Origin of the sequence: Acinetobacter sp. GSS19, assembly GCF_028621895.1 — a bacterium.
Taxonomy (GTDB): Bacteria; Pseudomonadota; Gammaproteobacteria; order Pseudomonadales; family Moraxellaceae; genus Acinetobacter.
Genome location: NZ_CP117520.1, coordinates 615,038 through 631,248, shown reverse-complemented (window position 1 = coordinate 631,248; position 16,211 = coordinate 615,038). Strand labels below are relative to the sequence as shown.

Genomic DNA, 16,211 nt, shown 5'->3' with positions numbered 1-16,211 from the left:
GTTAATCCGATAAATCGCTATGCCCTAAACGATACCCTAATCCACGGATGGTCCGAATAAAATCTTTGCCCAATTTTGCACGAAGATGATGAATATACACTTCAATAGTATTACTGTTGATTTCACTATCGAAATCATACAGTTTGTCTTCTAGATTGGCTTTGGAGAAAATCTTGTTGGGATAACTCAAAAAAGCCTGCAAAATCGCCCATTCCCGATTAGACAGTTCAAGCTCTTGTCCCTTGAAAGTTGCAATATGCTGCTCTACATTCAAGATCAAATCACCACTGCGTAACAGTTGCTGCTCTTGTCGCTGCTTACGCACACCACTACGGCGCAATAGCGCCACAATTCTTGCCAATAATTCGTCAAATTCATAGGGTTTGACCAGATAATCATCTGCCCCCTGATTCAAACCCTCAACACGGTTCTGTAACTGATCCCGTGCGGAAATGATCAGCACCGGCAAAGCCGGTGCCTGTTGTCTGATCTGTCGAAGTACCTGCATGCCATCCATGGTCGGCAAGCCCAAATCGAGCAAAACCAGATCAAAAGCCTTCTGGCTCAATAGCTGCAGACCCTCACGGCCATTATTCACCCACTCCACCTCAAACTGATGCAATTTCAGCAGCGTAATGGTGGATTCCGCAATCATAAAATCATCTTCAATAATCAAGATTTTATTCATGGTTTAGGTTCTCGCTTGGCTAGGCGCATTACACTGCTGTAACAGATCAAACTTCGGCTGGATTACCTTGGTTTTAATATCCAACAGACTCAATAAACTTGGGAACAAATTATCCTGACTCAACGGCTGGTCTTTTTGACCGGTAATACATTGCAGCTGTGCAGCAGATTGCTGTTTCCAGCGATCCGAGAACCACATCAGCATCGGGACATGCGTCTGTTGACTTGGGGCAATCGAATACGGTGCACCATGCAGATACATGCCACTTTCACCTGTCGATTCACCATGATCCGATAAATACCAGAATCCAGTCTGATAATTACTGGTAGTTTTTAAGGTGTCAATCACCTGACTCAATACATGATCGGTATAGACAATACTGTTGTCATAGGTATTGATCAATGCTTGCGGACTACAGCCCTGAATCGCATTGGTTTCACACGTTGGTTTAAAGTGTTGATACGCTGCCGTTGCACGTTTGTAATAGGCTGGCCCATGGCTACCCATTTGGTGCAAAACAATTAAACGTGGAGTTTTGTCATCGGCTGGGATCTTGCCTATATAATCTTTCAGAGCATCAACCAGAATTTCATCATAACAATCCCCTGTCGCACACCATTTCTGTTTTAACTGCTCTGGAATCACATATTTTTCAACCCGATCACACGCCCCCTTGCAACCAGAGTTATTGTCAATCCAAGTCACATGGTAACCGGCACGTTGGGCGATATCGAGCAGACCTTCACGATGGCTGGCCAACTGTTCATCATAGTCTTCACGTGGCATCCCTGAGAACATACATGGAACTGAAACCGCTGTTGCTGTTCCGCATGAGCTGACTTTAGAGAAATTGATGACTTGCTGCTTTGAAAGTTCAGGATTGGTATTTTTACTGTAACCATTTAGGGAAAAGCTTTCCGCGCGTGCGGTTTCACCCACGACCAATACCATTAATTTTGGCTTTTGCGCTTGGCTGACTGCAGCAACAACATGCGCATCTTCACCATAACGGACTAAGGGCAAATTCTGCTTCGGTGCTTTTTTATGATAATACGACCAGCTTGATGCAAATACATTCTGTGGAGAGATCATCCCTTTCAGATCACGATGCTCACGAAAAATTGAAGCGTAATCTACATAATAGACAAACAATAATCCCCCCATGACCAATAAGGCTGCCACACTGTTCAGGCCTTTTTTGATCCAGGTCTGGCTCAGTTTTTCCGGTTTAATCTGCACACGAGTAATCAAGACGATCGGCAACAGCACAAAGGCCAATGCCCAAAACAGCAAACGCAACGACAGCAGGTCGGATACTTCGCCCGGGTCGGTTTGCAAAGTATTCTGGATTTGATCGGGCGAGATCACGACACCGAGTGTATTGACAAAATAGGCACTAAAACCACCAACAAAGACCAGCAAAATAGCAAAGAATTTGGCGGTTCTTCTCCAGTTGATTAACTGGAACAGAAAACTATGATACGCCACTAAAACAACGGCAGTCGCAGCTAGAAACAGAGTCGCTTTAATCCCCTGATAAGGCGTGAGTTGCTGAACTTGTTGGAAAAATCCAATATTCAACACTAAGGCGAGCCATATGGCCAGAATCAGGTTAAAGGTACTGAGCGAAACTGTTTTCGTTGTTGGAATAAGCCGTTTTATCATTTGAAGCATCGCGATCGCAGACAAAGATTGAGAAATACACTATAGAACGGCAAACTTAAAACAGGCTTAAAGTAAAAAGGCGGTCGTTACACCACCTTTCGTCACCTCAAAAATTGCTGGATTAAAATTTGATTTCCAAACCGCTGCCGACAACTGGTTGTTTGGTTTCTTGATCGGCTTGTTCCAGGGTTAAGTAACCTGCATAGCCATAAGCTTTTACCTGTTTATTGAAGGCATAATCGACACCTGCAATCACCTGTTTGGCTTCAAAATCAGCTGTTGCATCTTTGAAGCTGGTAGTGTTCTGACTGTACTGAGCTTTCACAGTCCAAGCTTTGGCATTTGCCAGGTTATATTCCGCACCTACTAACCAGCCTTGGGCATCATCTATACTTTTTACAGACTTCAACCATTTAGTATAATCTCCAAGACCTTTTTCAGTCGTTAAATCATAACTCGCATTTGCTGTTTCTTCTGCTTCTGAAGTTTGATACAACACTTTTAGCGCCAAGCCACCATCTAAATTGACACGGCCAATCGCCCGTACAGTATTGGCAGCAGCAAATACGGAACCTTTAGAAGAAATTTCACCATTTTCGGTATTCAAAATACCACGGCCCAAAAAGTTGCTCGGAATGGCTTTATCATAGGCCACACCTGCTACCACAACCGGGCTTTCATACACTAGTGAAGCAGACCAGGCATCTCCTAAGCCACGGCCAGCCGTTTTAGCAGATCCGTTACCTTTATCAATGCCTTTATTTTCACCACTGGCCAGCAAAGCATTTAGCTTAAGTGCACCGACAGGAAGTGCAATGGCAGGAGACTCATACACCACCGCATTGGAGACACGGTTTTCACCCGTCATAATCCCGGTCACATCAGCCTTGTTTGCGACATAGTTATTAAAGGTATCAACAGCACTGGAAAGTTGCTTGAGGGGCGTATCATGTGCACCCGCTTTGAGTGTTCCCAATTTTGCATCTTTTAAACCAACAAAACGGTTACGTGTCGTCCAATCGGTGCTGTCGCCATCAGCACTGAGTCCCCACTCAATAGCATATACCGCACTTAAACGCGGGCTTAGCTTTTCTTCACCCTTTACACCAATAAATGAACTATTTGAACTCACTTCCCAAACATCACGATCTTTTGTCGTTGCATTATCTTCGGGTAAATAGTCAACACTTGCATCAATTTCACCATACAGCGTTGGCGCTGCAAAACCGGAACTAGCCGCTAAGCCAAGTGTGATTGCAAGGGCAATTTTAGTTTTCATTTGATTGATCCTGTCATATATTTGCAACAAACATTACAAGATCGCCTTATAGCACAGAACCATTTTATTTCGATTTGTTTATTCGGTTTTTAGCAAAAAGTCTAATTCTATGATGTTAAATCATGCACATTTTTTGACTTTCTAGTTAAATATCGACTCCAATTCCAGACCGGATAAAGTTGCAATGTAGCTAACACAATGATCAGAATAAGTGTATGGCTATAACCCCACAGCTCCGCCAGTCCCCCTCCCAAGCTGTATAGCAAGCCACTGATGGTCGCCATCAGAGCCACCTGAAAAGTAAAATCTGTCGCGGCCCATTCGGTACGGCAATACTGCATGATCAGGCTAAACATCACCATCAACAACATGGCAGAACATAAATCTTCAAATGCATTGATTGCATAAATCAGTTCATGGGCAACCTGATGTGATTGCTCATACTGCAATGCCAGCCAAAGATAAGCCAACAAACTCAAAACCTTGAACAGTGAAAACAGTATGAATGCCTGTACTCGACTCAACCATCTTAAGCTGTATGCAGCAATCGCAGCTCCGACCAAGGCCGCCACTGCCCCGAGCAGCGTGATATAAAGACCAATCGCAGATAAGGATAGCCCTAGATCAACCGCTAGAGGTTTGAGCAAGGGTCCTGCCATGCCATCAGCTACCTTAAAGCTCAGTAATACCCAGAACCAGGCACGCAAAACGGGATCTTGCCAATAACGAAAAAAATGTTGCTTAAGTTCGATCCAGCCGGAGGAAGTCGTGTGAGAAACAGGAGGAGCTAACTGTTGTAAATGTGAGGTACGTACACAGGCAATGGGTAAGGTATTGATCAAAACCAAGGCGGCGAGCCAGAAAAAACTGATCTGCCAACCCCAGTGTTCCAAGCTCCAGAGCAGTAGACCACCACCTACAATGAACCCCAAACGCGAACCGATCACCTGCAGTGCATTGCCCCAACGTTGCTGGTCTGAATGTAATAGACGAACCGCCAGACCATCTGTCGCGATATCTTGGGTCGCACCGAACAGATTCATCAGCAGTAAAAGTACAAACAATCCGATCAAATAACTAGGATGTTGCAAGGCTTGCAACGGAAAAAAAGCCAACATTAACAAGCACAATAAGGTCAATAATTGACTCGGGAGAATCCAGCTACGATAACGGCCGAATGAACCAGAGATACGATCCACCCAAGGTGCCCAGAGAATTTTGACCGACCATGGCAACATCAACAAACCCAGACCACCAATCTGTGCCAGCGAAACCCCTTCAGAACGCAAAATCACCGGTAAAGCATGGGTCATAAAACCGACTGGCAAACCTTGTGCCCAATACAGGGAAAATAACAGCCAGTACAAATGCGATATGTGCATAAAGGTTCCGGTTGAAGTTTACGGTAATCATGCTCTCTATTCAGATGAGTGCTAAGCAAGCTGCCCGCCGAGCGGATTCAGCCCTGTTTAAACGAATCGAGATCTATGCAATCAACATAGTCAAAGTCACCCAGCTGATCCATCGATCCATGCAAGTCGTACGCTCTATCATAGGAACAATGGTCTTAAGCATTGAAAAAGAGAAGAGGACTTACAGCTATCCCAATCCTGTCCAGCATTTTCAGCCAGACTACTTTTACAAAAAAGTCGGAAAAATTGCTAGAAAACTCAGCAACAATCTGCTGTGATGAACACAATTTATACGCTGTGATTCTCCTTTTTCTCCATGAAATTACTCTCCTTTTCCATTTTAGGCCTATTCAGTTTAACCCTGTTGGGTTGCCAACAAACACCAGAAAAACCGGCACAACCCAGCGCTAAAGCGCGTGAACCGGTCATTGCCCTAGCATTAGGAGGTGGCGGTGCCAAAGGTTTTGCACATATTGGCGTGATTAAAGTGCTGGAATCCCATGGTATTAAAGCCAAAATTGTGACAGGTACCAGTGCCGGCAGCTTTGTTGGAAGTTTATATGCCAGCGGTAAAACACCGTATCAATTGCAACAACTGGCCTTACAATTTAAAGAATCGGATATCCGTGACCTGACCTTGAACCGTCAAGGGTTTGTGCTGGGACAAAAACTGCAGAATTACGTGAACCAACAGGTAGCAAACAAACCGATGGAGCAATTTCCGATTCGCTTTGCAGCCGTTGCAACCCGTCTCGACAATGGTCAAAAGACCGAGTTTATTAAAGGCAATGCGGGGCAAGCGGTTCGTGCTTCTTGCAGTATTCCAAACGTGTTTGTCCCAGCGACGATTGGCAAGCTGAAATATGTGGACGGCGGACTGGTGAGTCCGATTCCGGTAGCGACAGCCAAAGCCATGGGAGCGGATATTGTGATTGCCGTGGATATTTCGGCACGTCCGAGTGCCGACCGTCCGATGAGCATGTGGGGTCTACTTGACCAGACCATTAATATCATGGGACAGCAAAGTATTCAGCAGGAATTGCGTCAGGCGAACGTGGTGATTCAGCCCAAGGTGGGACATCTCGGTGTCATGGATTTGGCCGCAAGCAATGCCTCAATTCTTGAAGGCGAACAGGCAGCACAACAAAAAGTGCGTGAAATCCAGTCGGCAATCCAGCAATTCAAAAAGTCGCCTGCGGCCTTACGTGCACCCAATCCTGCAAAATTCTAAGCTCTGCGACAATTTTCATAGGTTTTGTTATCTGCATCTGTTACATTGATGCAGATAATCCATTGATCTATATGTAAATAACGATATTAAGAGTGGCTTTATGGAATTAATGCTTGAACCCTGGCACTGGGTCTTGTTAGGTATCGTGTTGATGCTCTCCGAACTGGTCATACCGGCATTTGCTGCACTATGGTTTGGGATCGCTGCATTGATGGTCGCGGTTCTGTTCTGGCTGTTTCCGATGATGAGCCTGAGCACGCAGCTGATCATGTGGATCATCCTTTCCATCCTCTCCACCCTGCTTTGGTTTAAATTTATCAAGCCCTTATCTATTGATAAAACCAAGGCTGGCCTCCCGCGTGAAGCCACGATCGGTCAGGTCGGCATGGTGATTGAAACCGGCTTGGCACATGAGCAAATTAAAGTACGCTTTCCAATGCCGGTACTGGGGTCCGATGAATGGATCTGCCGCAGCCTGACTCCCGTACAGGTGGGAGACCGTGTACGTGTCGTCGACATTTTAGGTAATGACTTGGTGGTACAAACGCATACAACTCAATCACATGAATGAAAACTAAGAGGACAGAACATGTCAGCTGGAACCATTATTATTTTTGCATTTTTACTTTTTGTTGGGGTAACCATTTTTAAAGGGGTACGCATTGTGCCTCAAGGTTATAAATGGATTGTACAGCGTTTGGGCAAATACCATACCTCGCTCTCGCCTGGTCTGAACTTTGTCATTCCGTATATTGATGAAGTGGCTTATAAGGTCACGACCAAAGATATCGTGCTGGATATTCCATCACAGGAAGTCATCACCCGTGATAACGCGGTACTCCTGATGAATGCCGTGGCCTATATCAACCTGACTACGCCAGAAAAAGCAGTCTATGGCATTGAAAACTATGTCTTGGCCATTCAGAATCTGGTACAAACCTCGCTACGTTCAATTGTGGGCGAAATGGATCTGGATGATGCCTTGTCTTCACGGGATCATATCAAGGCCAAATTAAAACTGGCCATTTCTGATGATATCTCGGATTGGGGCATCACACTGAAAACTGTGGAAATTCAGGACATTCAACCCTCACAGACTATGCAATCTGCCATGGAGGCTCAAGCCGCCGCAGAACGTCAGCGTCGCGCGACCGTGACCAAAGCGGATGGTGAAAAACACGCAGCGATTCTCGAAGCAGAAGGCCGTCTCGAAGCTTCACGCCGCGATGCCGAAGCTCAAGTGGTCTTGGCTGAAGCCTCTGAAAAAGCCATTAAAATGATTAGCTCAGCCGTCGGTGATAAAGAAATTCCTGTGGCCTATCTGTTGGGTGAACAATATGTCAAAGCCATGCAGGATATGGCGAAATCCAACAATGCCAAAACTGTGGTCTTGCCAGCCGATGTATTAAATACCATCCGCGGTGTGATGGGACGTCATAATCCTTAATCTTGCGTCTTAATCAAAAAAGACAGCTTACCGCTGTCTTTTTTATTTTTTAGAAGATGACAGAAAATCCAACGTTAGCCTAGAGCCTTATTCACAGCATTTTTCTGACCAGAGCACTAAAATAACAAAAGGCGGAATAGATCCACCCTTGTCTTGTTCAACAACACTTAACGCTGATTAGTGTTTACGTACCAAGAGGAATTCAGCAATCCGATACAACTCGGCTGCATTTTCTCCAAAATAGCTCAACGCCTGAAAGGCTTGGTCATGAAGCTCCAGTGCATACGCCTGTGCCTCTTGCAACCCCATCAAGGCTGGATAAGTGGATTTTTCCACCAGCTCATCCTTACCTGCGGTCTTACCGAGCACTTGCGTATCCGAAATGATATCCAAAATATCATCTTGTACCTGAAACGCCAGACCAATCGATTGGCCAAACTGACGTAGTTGCGGAATGGCGTGATCGGTACCCGTAAACTGGGTCACAGCTGCCATCATAATTGCTGCTGAAATTAAGGCACCCGTCTTGTTACGGTGAATGTTTTCCAGCTCCTGCTGCGAAATCTGGGTGCCTTCTGCCTGCAAATCAAGCATTTGACCACAGACCATTTTGGAACTGGCCGTGGCCAGAATCTGCATCTGTTTTAGTACAATAGACGCTTCAACAGCGGGGCCTGAATCAAACAATCGGCTACCCAACACTTCAAAAGCCATCGACTGTAAAAGATCGCCCGCCAGCAAAGCGGTATTTTCCCCAAATGCCACATGACAGGTCGGTTGCCCACGTCGCAACAAGTCATTGTCCATACAAGGCAGGTCATCATGGGCCAGCGAATAACAGTGAATCAGCTCGACGGCTACTGCCGCACGGCGTACCGCCGCATCATTCTGACGTTGCTCACCCAGTGCTGCAGTCGCATAACACAAGGCGGGCCGAACACGCTTTCCACCGAGCATGACGGCATGGTAGACCGCCCCTTTCAAAGGTTCCGGAATGGCAAAGGCATCGAGCGCTGTTAATAAATCTTGCTGAATACGGACTTGCGCCTGTTTCAGTACATCTGCAGGGACGGATGATATAGATGACACACGGGCCTCGATCAACAATCAGGAAGATTAAACTTTTTTCACGAACTCAGATTTGAGCTTCATTGGACCAATACCATCTACTTTACAGTCGATATTATGGTCACCATGATCTAGCAGACGGATATTTTTAACTTTAGTGCCAATTTTAACCACCTGCGAAGACCCTTTGATTTTAAGGTCCTTAATGACGGTCACGGTATCGCCATCCTGCAAAATATTGCCGACAGAATCTTTAATCACCAAATCTTCAGTTTCTGCAGCCGTTTGTGCCTCCCATTCATGTCCACACTCGGGACAGATCAGTAAAGTTCCATCAGTGTAAGTAAATTCTGAACTACATTTTGGGCAAGCGGGTAATTGATCACTCATCAGACGTCTTCTGTGATTTTATGCTGCTGCCATCATACTGCTTTCGCTGGTTTTTCTCCATGCGCGGATCGCTAAAATACCTCCGTTTCCCCGAAAAAATCAGAAATAGTCCTAACATTCAGCTTGCAAACATTCCGCAACACGTCGGTTTCCTACATTTTAAGAACACAGCTGGCATCTATAATAACCCGTGTTCATCAGGAATATATTCGCCCAATGAACCCAATGATCAATCGAATCTTCTATAAAAAAGGATCGATAGAAAGCCATCCAAAAGGATGATCAATACTTTGATTCATAACTGACTATTAAACAGACAGGAACGATGGGGGTGCTGACATGAAATGACGTTGAACGGCTGTACCTATTAAAAATTTTCCTACCAACAAGGTACCATCTTCATTTCTTAAAGAATGGATTGTCTGATCAACAAACAAAGTTAATCAAAAACTTACCCCACTCTTCTTCTTTTGTACCAAAAGGTTAACTTAACTATTTAAGTTTACTTTTTAATTTAATTAAAAAGTAATGTGACTAATACCGCACCACTAGGCTAAAACTGTTTAAATCTATTACAATAGCCGGCTTATTCATCGTCGAGTGAGCACTTTGAACAACGCGCCTTCTCAACTTCAACGTGGCCTAAAAAACCGTCACATCCAGCTGATTGCCATGGGTGGTGCAATTGGAACGGGGCTATTTTTAGGCTCCGCGCAAGTCATTCAGTCTGCAGGGCCTTCGATCATTTTAGGTTATGCGATTGGTGGTCTGATTGCTTTTCTGATCATGCGTCAATTGGGTGAAATGATTGTCCATGAACCGGTAGCAGGCTCCTTTAGTCATTTTGCCAATAAATATTGGGGCAAATTCCCGGGTTTTCTAGCGGGATGGAATTACTGGATTCTTTACATTCTGGTCGCCATGACCGAACTGACAGCTGTCGCCAAATATATTAATTACTGGTGGCCGCATATTCCGGCGTGGGTTTCTGTGCTGTTTTTCTTTGTGGTGATTACGGCAATTAATCTCGGTAATGTAAAATTCTATGGTGAATCCGAATTCTGGCTGGCCATTATTAAAGTCAGTGCCGTCCTTTCCATGATTGTATTTGGCATTTATTTACTGCTCACCGCAGATGCTAATTCCAGCACCAGCCTGAGCAACTTATGGCATTATGGTGGCTTCTTTCCTAACGGTTTTGAAGGTTTGTTCTATATGCTCGCCTTCCTGATGTTTGCTTTTGGCGGCATTGAGCTAATTGGCATGGCAGCTGCGGAAGCGGATAATCCTGAAAAAACCATTCCCAAAGCCATCAATCAGGTGGTCTTCCGGATCCTGATCTTTTATGTGGGTTCACTCACCATTCTGCTTTCACTGGTTCCGTGGAATCAGCTTGAATTGGGTGGTCTGGATAAAAGCCCATTTGTGATGATTTTCAGCCAAATGGGAATTGGCTGGGCAGCACATCTGTTGAACTTTATTATTTTGACCGCTGCCCTTTCTGTGTATAACAGTGGAATGTATGCTAACAGCCGTATGCTGTTTGGTCTGTCCCAGCAGGGCAATGCACCGAAAATTTTTAGTAAAGTGAATAAACATGGCGTACCAATTCCTGCCGTTTTATTTTCAGCGTTGCTCATTTTTGGTTGTGTTTTATTGAACTATTTTGTGCCGGAAGATGCACTCAGCCACTTGATGTATGTGGTGGTCGGTGCACTTGTACTCAACTGGGCCATGATCAGTCTCACTCACCTAAAATTTAAACAGGCGATGCAGCAGGCAAAAATGACCACTCGCTTCCCGGCACTGTGGGCACCTGTAAGTAATTATCTAGTATTACTATTTATTTTGGCTGTTCTTTACATCATGTGGACTCAAGGTTTTATGGAATCTGTAGTGATGATCCCTCTATGGATTCTCTTAATGCTGGGTTTATTTCAGCTTTTACATAAAAATCCACACACGTCCTGATGCACACGACATTTAATAAAGAAAAAAGTTATTGCACGGCAATAACTTTTTTTTCACCCCGATTTACGCTACATTAGCGATGCTTTGCGCCCTTAGCTTAACTGGATAGAGCAGTTGCCTCCTAAGCGACCGACGTGGGTTCGAGTCCCGCAGGGCGCACAAAATTACCGCAATACCCTTCCCCCATTTATGTTATTTTGATTGTTTTAAAACCACGCTATTATTTTGAACTCATGGTTCATTTTTATTCAATAGAATCGAAAAGACAGATTGTGAATCACATCACAATAATAAATATAATTAAAAACAATAGATTAAGTGGATTTTTAGTTATTCAATCTAGTATAAATTAACCGATCAGACATTTTTTAGGTATTCCATCTCTGATCATCTCCAATCTAGAGCATTTACTCTTATTTCAATTATGTTATTTTTGAACCATGTAACGGCTTCATGGTAGTGACCTCAAACACTTTAATGAGCATTCATGAAATCCATATGTTTAACGCTCTGGCAGTTCAAGGAAGATATAAAATGAAATTAAAAGCCCTCACTTCAGCCATCATTTTAGCTGCATTTCCCGCAGCAGGTGCTTTCGCGGCAGCCCTAGATCGATCCGGACAATCTATTTCCAATTTTTTACAACCAGGTAATTATTTCGAGGCTGGTATCTCAATTCTAGACCCAGATGTTTCAGGTCAAGAAGCGGGCCTAAGTACAACGCGGCGCAATATTGAAGATATGGCTGGAGATTATTATTTCCCTCATGCCGCATTAAAATTGCAAGTAAATGATCAATTTTCCTTTGGTCTACTTTATGATCAACCTTTTGGTGCAGATGCAGAATATCAAGGAAACAACGTTTTCGTTTCTAGCCCTACAGATCCAGTTCTAGGGACTTTACCTATTACAGTTTCTACACTAGGTGGGGTATCTGGCAGCACAAAAGTAGAAGTAAAAAGTCAAAACCTTTCAATGATTCTAGGTTACCAACCCAATAAACACTGGAATATCTACGGCGGACCAGTTTATCAGACGGTTAAGGGTGATGTAAGTTTACGAGGTCGTGCTTATAGTCTTTATAATGGTTACGATGCACATATTAAAGAAACTGAAGGTTATGGTTGGCTCGCAGGTGTTTCCTATCAAATTCCTGAAATTGCCTTAAAGACGTCATTAACTTATCGTTCTGAAATTGATCATAAAGTAAATATTGATGAATCATTAGCACTGATGGACACTTTAAGCAGTTTGTCCCCTTTGCAATTAAATGGTTTGATAGGAAGTTTAGGGCCTACAGGTACAGTTATCGGTCCGAGACTTCAACAAGCTTTAGTTGCAAATGCTCAAGAAGGCAAAACAACCATTACCACACCACAATCCGTCAATCTTGACTTGCAAACCGGTATTATGGCCAATACCGTTGCATTTGCGAATGTACGTTGGGTTAACTGGAAAGATTTTGCTATTCGCCCATACAAATTTGGTAAAGTTTCAGAAGCGATTGGTCCATTAGTTAGCCGTCCAGATGGTTTTAACTTGGTTGAATATTCTGATGACCAATGGTCTGTCACTACCGGTGTAGGACGTAAATTTAATGATAAGTGGGCGGGTAATTTTTCAGTCGGTTGGGACTCTGGTGCAGGTGACCCGATCACGACATTAGGACCAACCGAAGGCTACTGGAATGTCGGTCTTGGTGCACAATATAGCCCAACTCCACAAACCTTTATTGGCGGGGGTGTAAAATATTTCTGGTTAGGTGATGCCAAGGCACAAACAGGGGCTCAAGCAGGTACAGAGAATTATGTCGCTGAGTTCAAAAATAACAATGCCATCGCCTATGGTTTGAAAATCGGCTACAAATTCTAATCAATCCTGTATAAAAAATGGCGCCTTTAAGGCGCCATTTTCTTTGGTGACATACCTTAAGCCGGAATGTCACGTTGAGAAACTGAACGGATCGCTTCTTTCAACGCATCATAACCATGAATTGCAGGGAATTGCGGGAATTCAGCAATCACGTTTTCTGGCGCATCAAACAGGAAGCCGTGGTTGGCTTCACCCAACATGGTGGTGTCATTGTAAGAGTCACCGGCTGCGATCACACGGAAATTCAACGCATGTAAGGCTTTAACTGCTTGACGCTTCTGGTCTGGTTGGCGCAATTTGTAGGCTGAGATCATGCCTGCTTCGTCTGTTTCTAATTTATGACAGAAAATGGTTGGCCAGCCTAATTGCTGCATTAACGGATGTGCAAATTCATAGAAGGTATCGGATAAAATGACCAATTGAAAATGAGTACGCACCCATTCAACGAACTCTTTTGCACCCGGTAATGGCCCCATATCTGCGATGACGTCCTGAATATCATTTAAGCCCAAACCATGTTGCTTCAAAATATTCAAACGTTGTGTCATCAATACATCGTAGTCTGGAATATCACGCGTAGTTGCTTCCAACTCTTTAATCCCGGTTTTTTTAGCGAAATTGATCCAGATTTCCGGAACCAATACACCTTCAAGATCTAGACATACGATTTCCATGGGCTCTCCCAAATGTGCCTGAAAAAAATTTGGCCTATCATACCACTAAGCAACACAATTTTGCGCTGCTGCTGTTTAAATCGATTTTATTCATAAGTATTCTATTTAAAGTGCTAAGGAAGTGATTTCATTTCCACTAAAATTCTTTTTTATTTCTATTCTACTCATTGTTGAGTATCCAAGCCTGTCGCCAGGAGCACACATGTCCATCATTCCTACCCTTGATCTCGTGGATGCTTTGGCATCTGAATATACTGATAAATCTCCAAGTGAAATTCTCGACCTTGCACTCAATCAGGAAGGCGAAATTGCGATTTCTTTCTCCGGTGCAGAAGATGTAGTACTGATTGACATGGCATCACGTTTAGGCAAACCATTCCGTGTGTTTAGCTTGGACACAGGTCGTTTGCATGCGGAAACCTATCAGTTTATTGAAGCTGTCCGCAATCATTATAAAATCAATATCGAAATCTGTTGCCCTGACGCTGAAGCGCTACAACAACTGGTCACTGAAAAAGGTTTATTCAGTTTTTATCAGGATGGACATAAAGAGTGTTGCGGTATCCGTAAGGTACAACCGTTACGCAAAAAACTAGCCACGCTGGATGGCTGGATTACCGGACAACGCCGTGACCAGAGCCCAGGCACACGTACAGAAATTCCAGTCATTCAGGCTGATCCGGGTTTTTCTGGTCCGGGTAAACAGTTAATCAAATATAATCCGCTAGCCAACTGGAGTAGTGCAGATGTCTGGAACTACATCCGCATGATGGAAATTCCTTACAATCCATTACATGAACGTGGTTTTATTTCAATTGGTTGTGAACCTTGCACCAAGCCTGTGTTACCGAATCAGCATGAGCGTGAAGGCCGTTGGTGGTGGGAAGAAGAAACACATAAAGAGTGTGGTTTGCATGCAGGCAACTTAAAAAAATAATGTTGTATAGCCATCCTCCAGGGTGGCTTTTTTATTTTTGGGTACGTTGCGCAATAAATCCCTTACGCACAACCCCATAAAAAAATATATACTCCACAAGATTAGATAATTCTAACAAGCAGCAACTCAAAAAAGAGCTGCCAAGATATGTTGCAGTGAGGCAATTAGCGCTATGCGTCCATTACACCCAATTGACTTTATTTTTCTTTCACTCGAAAAACGCCAACAACCAATGCATGTGGGTGGTTTGTTTATTTTTGAAATTCCAGAACATGCTCCTGAAACCTTTATTCAAGACCTAGTCGCAGACATTCGAAAAAATAAATGTATCCCTGTTCCACCCTTCAATAACAAATTGCATGGTCTTTTCTGGGAAGAAGATGAAGAATTTGATCTCGACCATCATTTCCGTCACATTGCCCTGCCCCATCCTGGACGTATTCGTGAATTATTGACTTATATTTCACAGGAACACAGTACGCTGATTGACCGCGCTAAACCCCTCTGGACTTGCAACATTATTGAAGGAATCGAAGGCAACCGTTTTGCCATGTATTTTAAGATCCATCACGCCATGGTGGATGGTATTGCGGGGATGCGGCTACTCGAAAAATCTTTCTCCAAAGATCCAAATGCCAAACACATTGTGCCACCTTGGTGTGTTGAAGGTGAGCGTGCCAAACGCCTGAAAGCCCCGGCATCCAGCCGGATCGGCAAGATTATTACAAAAATGAAAGGTCAGTTTGAAGTCGTTCCCACGGTCTTTTCGGAACTCTCCCACACCATCATGCAGGACAAACGCTACAATCCGGATTATGTCTCGAGCTTTCAAGCCCCGAGCAGTATTCTGAATCAACGCGTCAGTTCTTCACGTCGTTTTGCCGCACAGTCATTTGAGCTGGAACGTTTCCGCCGTATTGCCCAAGCGTTAGGTGGTACCCTAAATGATGTGATTTTAGCTGTGTGCTCAGGAGCCTTACGCGAATACTTGCTCAGCCAAAACAGCTTACCTAAGAAACCATTAATTGCAATGGTACCCGCATCTTTACGCGAAGATGATTCCGATGTCAGCAACCGGATTACCATGATTCTAGCGAATTTAGGCACTCACAAAGCCGATCCGGTTGAACGCCTGCGGATTGTGCAACGCAGTGTACAAAATGCCAAACAGCGTTTTAAACGTATGAATGCCAATCAAGCACTCAGCTATAGCGCCTTGGTCTACAGCGCGGCAGGATTGAATATTTTGTCTGGCATGATGCCAAAACGGCAGGCTTTTAACTTGGTGATTTCGAATGTACCCGGCCCGCGTGAACCCTTATACTGGAATGGCGCCAAACTGGATGCCCTCTATCCCGCTTCGATTGTGCTTGATGGTCAAGCCTTAAACATCACCATGACCAGCTACCTGGGCAAACTCGAAGTCGGCTTAACCGCTTGTCGAAATGCCTTACCGAAGATGCAAAATCTGCTGACCTACCTCGAAGAAGAAATTCAGCGTTTTGAGGAAATCATTACTGCATCATCGGCTAATGAAATGGTAAACGGATAAAGTTTAAAAAAGGAAAAAATTAAGG

15 protein-coding genes and 1 tRNA gene are annotated in these 16,211 nt (G+C 44.1%); 9 read left to right on the top strand and 7 right to left on the bottom strand.

What is annotated here, in order from left to right; all coding sequences use genetic code 11:
* Position 1: 1 nt before the first annotated feature.
* From PGW99_RS03140 to PGW99_RS03125, 4 genes are all read right to left on the bottom strand, one after another.
* On the bottom strand, positions 2-688 hold the full coding sequence (locus PGW99_RS03140) for a response regulator transcription factor (RefSeq protein WP_273778648.1): 687 nt from the start codon (positions 686-688) through the stop codon (positions 2-4).
* A 3-nt stretch (positions 689-691) separates the two neighbouring features.
* Positions 692-2,362, bottom strand: a complete 1,671-nt coding sequence (locus PGW99_RS03135; RefSeq protein ID WP_273778646.1) for a phosphoethanolamine transferase — start codon at positions 2,360-2,362, stop codon at positions 692-694.
* 112 nt (positions 2,363-2,474) lie between these two features.
* On the bottom strand, positions 2,475-3,632 hold the full coding sequence (locus tag PGW99_RS03130; protein ID WP_273778645.1) for a porin: 1,158 nt from the start codon (positions 3,630-3,632) through the stop codon (positions 2,475-2,477).
* 107 nt (positions 3,633-3,739) lie between these two features.
* Positions 3,740-5,014, bottom strand: a complete 1,275-nt coding sequence (locus tag PGW99_RS03125; RefSeq protein ID WP_273778644.1) for an MFS transporter — start codon at positions 5,012-5,014, stop codon at positions 3,740-3,742.
* A gap of 44 nt (positions 5,015-5,058) precedes the next feature.
* Between PGW99_RS03125 and PGW99_RS03120 the strand changes: the two genes are divergently transcribed.
* The 4 genes from PGW99_RS03120 to PGW99_RS03105 all read left to right on the top strand — a co-directional run bounded on the left by PGW99_RS03120 (position 5,059) and on the right by PGW99_RS03105 (position 7,722).
* Positions 5,059-5,322 (top strand): hypothetical protein, encoded by a 264-nt coding sequence (locus PGW99_RS03120; RefSeq protein WP_273778643.1) that lies wholly within the window; start codon positions 5,059-5,061, stop codon positions 5,320-5,322.
* A gap of 38 nt (positions 5,323-5,360) precedes the next feature.
* The gene (locus PGW99_RS03115) at positions 5,361-6,275 is read left to right on the top strand and encodes a patatin-like phospholipase family protein (protein ID WP_273778642.1); all 915 of its coding nucleotides are present in this window, start codon (positions 5,361-5,363) and stop codon (positions 6,273-6,275) included.
* A gap of 100 nt (positions 6,276-6,375) precedes the next feature.
* Positions 6,376-6,846, top strand: a complete 471-nt coding sequence (locus PGW99_RS03110) for an NfeD family protein (RefSeq protein WP_273778641.1) — start codon at positions 6,376-6,378, stop codon at positions 6,844-6,846.
* A gap of 18 nt (positions 6,847-6,864) precedes the next feature.
* Positions 6,865-7,722, top strand: a complete 858-nt coding sequence (locus tag PGW99_RS03105) for an SPFH domain-containing protein (protein WP_273778640.1) — start codon at positions 6,865-6,867, stop codon at positions 7,720-7,722.
* Between the two features lie 177 nt (positions 7,723-7,899).
* On the opposite strand, the gene PGW99_RS03100 is transcribed toward PGW99_RS03105, so the two are convergent.
* On the bottom strand, positions 7,900-8,811 hold the full coding sequence (locus PGW99_RS03100; protein WP_273778639.1) for a polyprenyl synthetase family protein: 912 nt from the start codon (positions 8,809-8,811) through the stop codon (positions 7,900-7,902).
* Between the two features lie 27 nt (positions 8,812-8,838).
* Entirely contained in the window at positions 8,839-9,180 is a 342-nt protein-coding gene (locus PGW99_RS03095; RefSeq protein ID WP_273778638.1) for a zinc ribbon domain-containing protein YjdM, read from the bottom strand.
* Positions 9,181-9,789: 609 nt separating this feature from the next.
* Here PGW99_RS03095 and PGW99_RS03090 point away from each other — a divergent pair.
* From PGW99_RS03090 to PGW99_RS03080, 3 genes are all read left to right on the top strand, one after another.
* Positions 9,790-11,151 (top strand): amino acid permease, encoded by a 1,362-nt coding sequence (locus PGW99_RS03090; protein ID WP_273778637.1) that lies wholly within the window; start codon positions 9,790-9,792, stop codon positions 11,149-11,151.
* A gap of 86 nt (positions 11,152-11,237) precedes the next feature.
* A tRNA-Arg gene (locus tag PGW99_RS03085) sits at positions 11,238-11,310 on the top strand.
* A gap of 375 nt (positions 11,311-11,685) precedes the next feature.
* Positions 11,686-13,023, top strand: coding sequence for an OmpP1/FadL family transporter (locus PGW99_RS03080; protein WP_273778636.1), 1,338 nt, complete (start codon positions 11,686-11,688; stop codon positions 13,021-13,023).
* Between the two features lie 56 nt (positions 13,024-13,079).
* On the opposite strand, the gene thrH is transcribed toward PGW99_RS03080, so the two are convergent.
* The gene (thrH, locus tag PGW99_RS03075; RefSeq protein WP_273778635.1) at positions 13,080-13,697 is read right to left on the bottom strand and encodes a bifunctional phosphoserine phosphatase/homoserine phosphotransferase ThrH; all 618 of its coding nucleotides are present in this window, start codon (positions 13,695-13,697) and stop codon (positions 13,080-13,082) included.
* Between the two features lie 202 nt (positions 13,698-13,899).
* Between thrH and PGW99_RS03070 the strand changes: the two genes are divergently transcribed.
* A complete protein-coding gene (locus tag PGW99_RS03070) occupies positions 13,900-14,634 on the top strand; it encodes a phosphoadenylyl-sulfate reductase (protein WP_273778634.1) in 735 nt (244 codons plus the stop codon).
* A gap of 172 nt (positions 14,635-14,806) precedes the next feature.
* Positions 14,807-16,186, top strand: coding sequence for a WS/DGAT/MGAT family O-acyltransferase (locus PGW99_RS03065; RefSeq protein ID WP_273778633.1), 1,380 nt, complete (start codon positions 14,807-14,809; stop codon positions 16,184-16,186).
* The last annotated feature ends 25 nt before the right edge of the window (positions 16,187-16,211 follow it).